The organism is Streptomyces sp. NPDC088194 (assembly GCF_040702025.1).
GTDB lineage: Bacteria > Actinomycetota > Actinomycetes > Streptomycetales > Streptomycetaceae > Actinacidiphila.
The window spans coordinates 229,113-235,238 of sequence record NZ_JBFBIV010000001.1; the positions used below are offsets into that span (position 1 = coordinate 229,113).

The 6,126-nt window shown below is 70.6% G+C and carries 4 protein-coding genes and 1 rRNA gene; 4 read left to right on the forward strand and 1 reads right to left on the reverse strand.

From position 1 onward, the window contains the following. Positions 1–99 precede the first annotated feature (99 nt). Together AB0399_RS00915 and AB0399_RS00920 are read left to right on the forward strand one after the other, a co-directional pair. Positions 100–1,449, forward strand: a complete 1,350-nt coding sequence (locus AB0399_RS00915) for an NAD(P)/FAD-dependent oxidoreductase (protein ID WP_329366323.1) — start codon at positions 100–102, stop codon at positions 1,447–1,449. A gap of 113 nt (positions 1,450–1,562) precedes the next feature. After that, positions 1,563–3,299 (forward strand): SpoIIE family protein phosphatase, encoded by a 1,737-nt coding sequence (locus tag AB0399_RS00920; RefSeq protein ID WP_366409804.1) that lies wholly within the window; start codon positions 1,563–1,565, stop codon positions 3,297–3,299. Between the two features lie 126 nt (positions 3,300–3,425). Here AB0399_RS00920 and AB0399_RS00925 read toward each other — a convergent pair whose 3' ends face one another. Continuing rightward, on the reverse strand, positions 3,426–4,730 hold the full coding sequence (locus tag AB0399_RS00925; RefSeq protein WP_366409811.1) for an MFS transporter: 1,305 nt from the start codon (positions 4,728–4,730) through the stop codon (positions 3,426–3,428). A gap of 169 nt (positions 4,731–4,899) precedes the next feature. Here AB0399_RS00925 and AB0399_RS00930 point away from each other — a divergent pair, with 169 nt between their 5' ends. Both AB0399_RS00930 and AB0399_RS00935 read left to right on the forward strand, forming a co-directional pair. Further along, entirely contained in the window at positions 4,900–5,460 is a 561-nt protein-coding gene (locus AB0399_RS00930; RefSeq protein ID WP_328467425.1) for a MarR family transcriptional regulator, read from the forward strand. Between the two features lie 591 nt (positions 5,461–6,051). Next, positions 6,052–6,126: ribosomal RNA gene (locus tag AB0399_RS00935) — 16S ribosomal RNA — on the forward strand; the annotation flags it as partial.

The window sequence follows — 6,126 nt, forward strand, 5'->3', positions numbered from 1 at the left end:
CTGGCTCCTTGCCGATTCCCCGGAATCGTCGTGTCCGTACTGTGGACAAACGACTCTGATCCATTGCGTCATGGAGCAATGACGACGGAGTCGGCAGTCATGGCCAGGACAAGCACACCGCGCATTCTCGTCATCGGCGGTGGCTATGTCGGGATGTATGCCGCCCTGCGGCTCCAGCGCAAGCTGAAGCGCCATGAGGCCGACATCGTGGTCGTCGAACCGCAGCCGTACATGACCTACCAGCCCTTTCTGCCCGAGGCGGCGGCCGGCTCGATCTCGCCGCGGCATGTGGTGGTGCCGCTGCGCCGGGTGCTCGACAAGTGCCGGATCGTCGTCGGCGAGGCGCGCGGCATCGACCCCGACAAGCGCACCGCCACCGTCGACACGCTGGTCACCGTGGAGGAGGGCGGCAATGCGCTGGAGATCCAGTACGACCATCTGGTCATCGCCCCCGGCTCGGTCTCCCGCACCCTGCCGGTGCCGGGCCTGGCCGAACACGGCATCGGGTTCAAGACCGTCGAGGAGGCCATCGGGCTGCGCAACCACGTGCTGGAGCAACTCGACATCGCCTCCTCCACCCGTGACGCCGAGGTGCGCGAGGCCGCGCTGACCTTCGTCTTCGTCGGCGGCGGCTACGCGGGCGTGGAGGCGCTCGCCGAACTGGAGAACATGGCCCGCTACGCCGTGCGGTACTACCACAACATCACCGCCGACGACCTGAAATGGGTGCTGGTCGAGGCGTCCGACCGCATTCTGTCCGAGGTCGGCGAGACCATGGGCCGCTACGCACTGCGCGAGCTGCGCGGCCGCAACATCGACATCCGGCTGGAGACCCGGCTCGACTCCTGCGAGCACCGGATCGCGGTGCTCTCCGACGGCGACCGGCTGCCGACCCGGACCCTGGTGTGGACCACGGGCGTCAAACCGGCGCCGCTGCTCGCCGCCACCGGGCTGCCGCTGACCGCACGCGGCCGGCTGCGCGCGGACGCCGCCCTGCGGGTGGAGGGCGCCGAGCGGGTGTGGGCGGCCGGAGACGCGGCCGCCGTGCCCGACCTGAGCGCCGAGCAGCCCGGCGCCGAATGCCCCCCGAACGCCCAACACGCCGTGCGCCAGGCCCGCGTTCTCGCCGACAACCTCATCGCCGAACTGCGCGGCCTCCCGCTCACCGACTACCGGCACGTCTCGGCCGGCTCGGTGGCGTCGCTCGGCCTGCACGAAGGTGTCGCGGTCGTGCACGGCCGCGCCTTCAAGGGCTATCCCGCCTGGCTGATCCACCGGATCTACCACCTCAGCCGGATGCCCACCTACAACCGCAAGGCTCGCGTCCTCGCCGAATGGGTACTGGCCGGCCTCTTCAAACGGGAGGTCGTCTCGCTCGGCTCGCTGGAACACCCGCGCGCCGAGTTCGAACTGGCGGCCGGTTCCGAGCGCAAACCCGACGCACCCTGACCCCGCCCAGCCGCTCCGCGATTCCCGCCCGCGCCGCGGTTCGGCCACACTGGGGCTGTGACCACGCGTGCAGCAGCACTGGCAAAGAGTGACAAAAACGAGGAATCGGACGTTTGAACCTTACGCGCTGGAGCGCCCGGCTCCCCGGAACACAGCGACGCAGTGCCGTACCAGCAGCGCGCGGCAAGGCCGGCGACCCCACTCCCGGCACCACCGGCGCACCCGCAGCCGGCACCCCCGGTGGCGACGCCACCACCCCCGGCGACCGCGCATCCGACAGCGACGGCCGGCCACCCGCCCCGGCACCCGCCGACACCACCCCCGCGAGTGAACAGTCCGTCCGCGGAGTGCTCAGCCGGCTCCCGGCCCTCATCGCCTTCACCCGCGGCCCCGCCCACCAGGTGCGCTTCGTCAACGACGCCTACACCGACGTCTTCGGCCCCCGCACCACCGGTACCCCCGCCCGCGACGCCCTGCCCGAACTCGACGAACTCGGCCTGCTCCCGCTGATGGACCAGGTCCACCGCAGCGGCAAACCGCGCACCGTCAAGGCCCGCAAGGTCGCGCAGGGCGCCCACACCGCCCCGGGCACACCCACCCGCGAGGGCTACTTCACCTTCACCTGCACCCCGGTCCAACCCGGACACGCCGACCCCGAGCAGCGCGGCGTCCTCGTCTTCGGCGCCGACGTCACCGACCAGGTGCAGTCCGCCGAACGCCTCCGCGAGAGCGAACGCCGCCTCCGCGACACCGCCGTCACCCTCCAGCGCAGCCTCCTGCCGCAGGAGCTCGAACAACCCGACGACCTCCGGGTCGCCGCCACCTACCAGCCCGGCGGCACCGACGCCGCCGTCGGCGGCGACTGGTACGACGTCATCACCCTCGGCGCAGGCCGCACCGCCCTGGTCATCGGCGACGTGATGGGCCGCGGAGTGCGCGCCGCCGCCGTGATGGGCCAGCTCCGCACCGCCGTACGCGCCTACGCCCGGCTCGACCTGCCACCGCACGAGGTGATCCAGCTCCTCGACGAGCTCGCCGCCGAAATCGACGCCACCCAGATCGCCACCTGCGTCTACGCCGTCCACGACCCCAGCGAGGGCCGCCTGCACTACGCCAGCGCCGGCCACCTCCCCATCCTCATCCGCGACCCCGACGGCACCGTGCACTGCGTCGAGGAACCCACCGGACCGCCCCTGGGCACCGGCGGCTGGATTCACACCTCCGGCACCGTCCCGCTCGGCCCCGGCTGCACCGCGGTGCTCTACACCGACGGCCTCATCGAACGCCGCGACCAGGACATCGACGAAGGCGTCACCGCCCTCACCCGCGCCCTGGCCGGCGCCACCGGCGCACCCCAGGTGATCTGCGACCGGCTGCTGCGCTCCCTGGGCGTCACCTCGGAACACGACGACGACGTGGCCGTGCTCGTCCTGCAGTACCCCGACCACACCGGCGCCGACGCGGAACTCTTCCGCAACGCCTCACTCGACCTGCTCGGCGGTGTGGAGGCCGCGCCCCGCGCCCGCGCCTTCGCCACCGGGGTGCTCGCCTCCTGGCGCTTCCCCACCGAACTGCGCGACCTCGGTGTCCTCGCGGCCAGCGAACTCGTCGCCAACTCGCTCAAGCACGGCATCCCGCCCATGCGGCTACGGCTGCGACGCACCGACCGGCGCCTGATCATCGAGGTCACCGACGGCGACGAGCACCTTCCGCGCCGCCGCCGCGCCGACCCCGCCGACGAAGCCGGCCGGGGCATCTCGATCATCGCGACCATCGCCACCGGCTGGGGCTCCCGCCGCACCCCGGGCGGCGGCAAAGCCGTCTGGTGCGAGTTCGCGCTGCCGATGTGACCGGCGGCCGGAGCGGGCGGCCGCCGCATGCCGCCGCACCCGCCTGCCCGGCCGCGGTCGCACCACCCGGCACCGAACGGGCGGCACCGCGCACCGGGTCGCGGTGCGCGCGGTACGACCCGCGGCTCAGCCCGGTATGCGCTCGGCCTCCACCGGCTCCGGACGCACCGACTGCGCCACCACCCGGACCGCCGGCAGCGGACTGTCCTGCACCGGCGAGAGATGCCGCGCCATCCGCAGCGCCGTCACCGATATCGCCAGCGAGCACACCACCAGCATCACGATGTACGCGTCATACGCCCCGGCCGCCGCGATGACACCCGCCACCGCCGGGCCCAACGCCAGGGCGAGCTGCTTCACCAGCGCGAACGCCGAGTTGTACTGCCCCACCATCCGGTCCGGCGCCAGGTCGGCCACCAGCGGATTCACGGTGGGCGCCAGCATCGCCTCACCCAGCCCGAACAGCGCGTAGGTGGAGATGATCGCGGCGACCGCCAGCGTGTGGTTGCCGTGCATCAGGCCGGAGACACCGGCAGCCATCCAGGCCACTGCCCACACCACGCCGACCGCGGCTATCACCCGGCTGCGCCGCCGGCGCTCCACCACCCGCAGCACCACGAACTGCGCCAGCACCACGACCGCGGTGTTGGCTGCAAGTGCAGTCCCCAGGGTGGCGGGGGAGATGTGCGTGACCTCCACCGCGAACGCCGACAGTCCCGACTCGAACTGTCCGTAGCACGCGAAGAACATCACGAAGCCGAGCACGCAGACCATCACCATCGCCCGGTCCCGCAGCATCGTCCGCCAACCGCCCGCGGCGCCGCCATCGGTCTGCGACCGGTCGCCGGCGGCCAGGCGAGGCGCCCCGGGCACCCGCGCGGTGGCGATCACCGCGCCGAGTACCAGGAACATCGCCGCCTCGATCGCGAACAGCCGGATGAACGACGACGGATGCGCGGTGTCCACGATCAGCCCGCCGATCAGCCCACCGACGCCCAGCCCCAGGTTGTTCAGGAAGAACTGCATGGCGAACGCCCGCGACCGGGTCGCCGTGGTCGAGCACCACACGATCATCGTCGCCAGCGCCGGCTGCACCACGGCTATCCCCGCGCCCAGCGCGCCCGCCGCGGCGATGACGCCCGCCTCGCTGCCGGACAGCCCGAGGCCGAGCGAGCCGCACGCGGCCAGCGCGGTGCCCACGACGGCGACCGGCACCGGACCGCGCCGGTCGATCGCCCGACCGGTGAAGGGCAGCACGAAGAGCGCGGCGACGGCGAACGTCGCCAGCACCGCGCCCGCGATACCGGCACCCAGCCCGCGCACCTGCGACACGTAGATAAACGTGAAGGGCACGGTGAAGCCGTTGCCGAACGCGCTCAACGCGTTCCCCAGCTGGATACGGCGCAGCGCGGCGCCCATCGCGGTGGTCACACTCACCTCACTCGTTCACGGCCGCGCCCTGTCCGGGCGCAGCGCAGCCACAGTCCGCCCCCGGAGCCGCAACAGCTTCGGAGTGAAGACTTCAGAAGTAAACTTCGAAGCTAAAGACTACACAGGGAAGGGCTTTAGTGCAATGTCTTTCCATGGCATACTCAGGGGCATGACCGCAGCCCCAGGCCCCGCGGGAGCACCGCAGGAGCTGGACCTCGACGAACAGATCGCCGCCTACCAACGCGAGTTCCCGGAGGTCGATCCGCAGGTCGAGAAGGTGGTCACCGCCCTCGGGCGGCTCAACCGCCGGATGAACGTCGCGTACGGCCGCCAGCTCGTCGACCTCGGCATCAGCAACTCCGAGTGGGAAGTCCTGAAGGCCCTCGTCGTCGTCGGCCGGCCCTACCAGCTGGGCCCCGGCGACCTCGCCAAGCGGCTCGGCCTGACCCCCGCCGCCATGACCCACCGGATCGACCGCATGGTCACCGAGGGACTGGTCACCCGGGCCCGCGACGAGGCCAACCGCGTGCGCGTCATCGTCGAGCTGACCGACGAAGGCCGGGAGAAGTGGCTGCAGACGATGCGGCTCGCCGCGGTCTTCGAGGACGAGCTGCTCCAGGACCTCACACCGATCGAGCGCACGGCTCTCGGCGAGATCCTGACCCGCCTGCTGCGTCGGGTGGAGTCCTCCCAGCCCGACGCCGGCGGGCGTCTCGAAGACCTCGACTGACGCCCGCGCCGCCCGTGGCCGGCGGTCGCCGACCGCTTGGGCCAGCCAAAGTTGACATGGGCTGAACGCATGCGTAACGTACCGCGAGCTGTCCGACGTGAGCACCGATCTTGGTCGGTCCCGGGCCAGCCATCCCGCAGTAACCTCTCGACGCGATACGCGCTTCGGTGCGTCTTCGTTTCGCTGTGCGTTTTTGCGGAATGCGAGTGGAGTTTCGAAGCGCCCGGCCGATTTGGTCCAGGCAGGAGGAGTCCGCTAAAGTCTCACTCGTCGGAACGGCCGAAGGGCCGGAAAGACAAACCCCGCTGACTGGGGGTCAGGCACTGGAAAGCGTCTGATAGAGTCGGAACACAACGAAGGGAAAGCCCGGAGGGGCCCGGAAGGGCAGCCGATGGCAGCTTCCGCTCCTTGAGAACTCAACAGCGTGCCAAAAGTCAACGCCAGATATGTTGATACCCCGTTCCGGTCGTTTCGATCGGGATGAGGTTCCTTTGAAGAAAAATACACAGCGAGGACGCTGTGGACGGTTCGGATTATTCCTCTGGACTGTCCCGCTCTTTCGCGAGTGTGCTACCGGATTACCGGTGAACATTCACGGAGAGTTTGATCCTGGCTCAGGACGAACGCTGGCGGCGTGCTTAACACATGCAAGTCGAACGGTGAAGC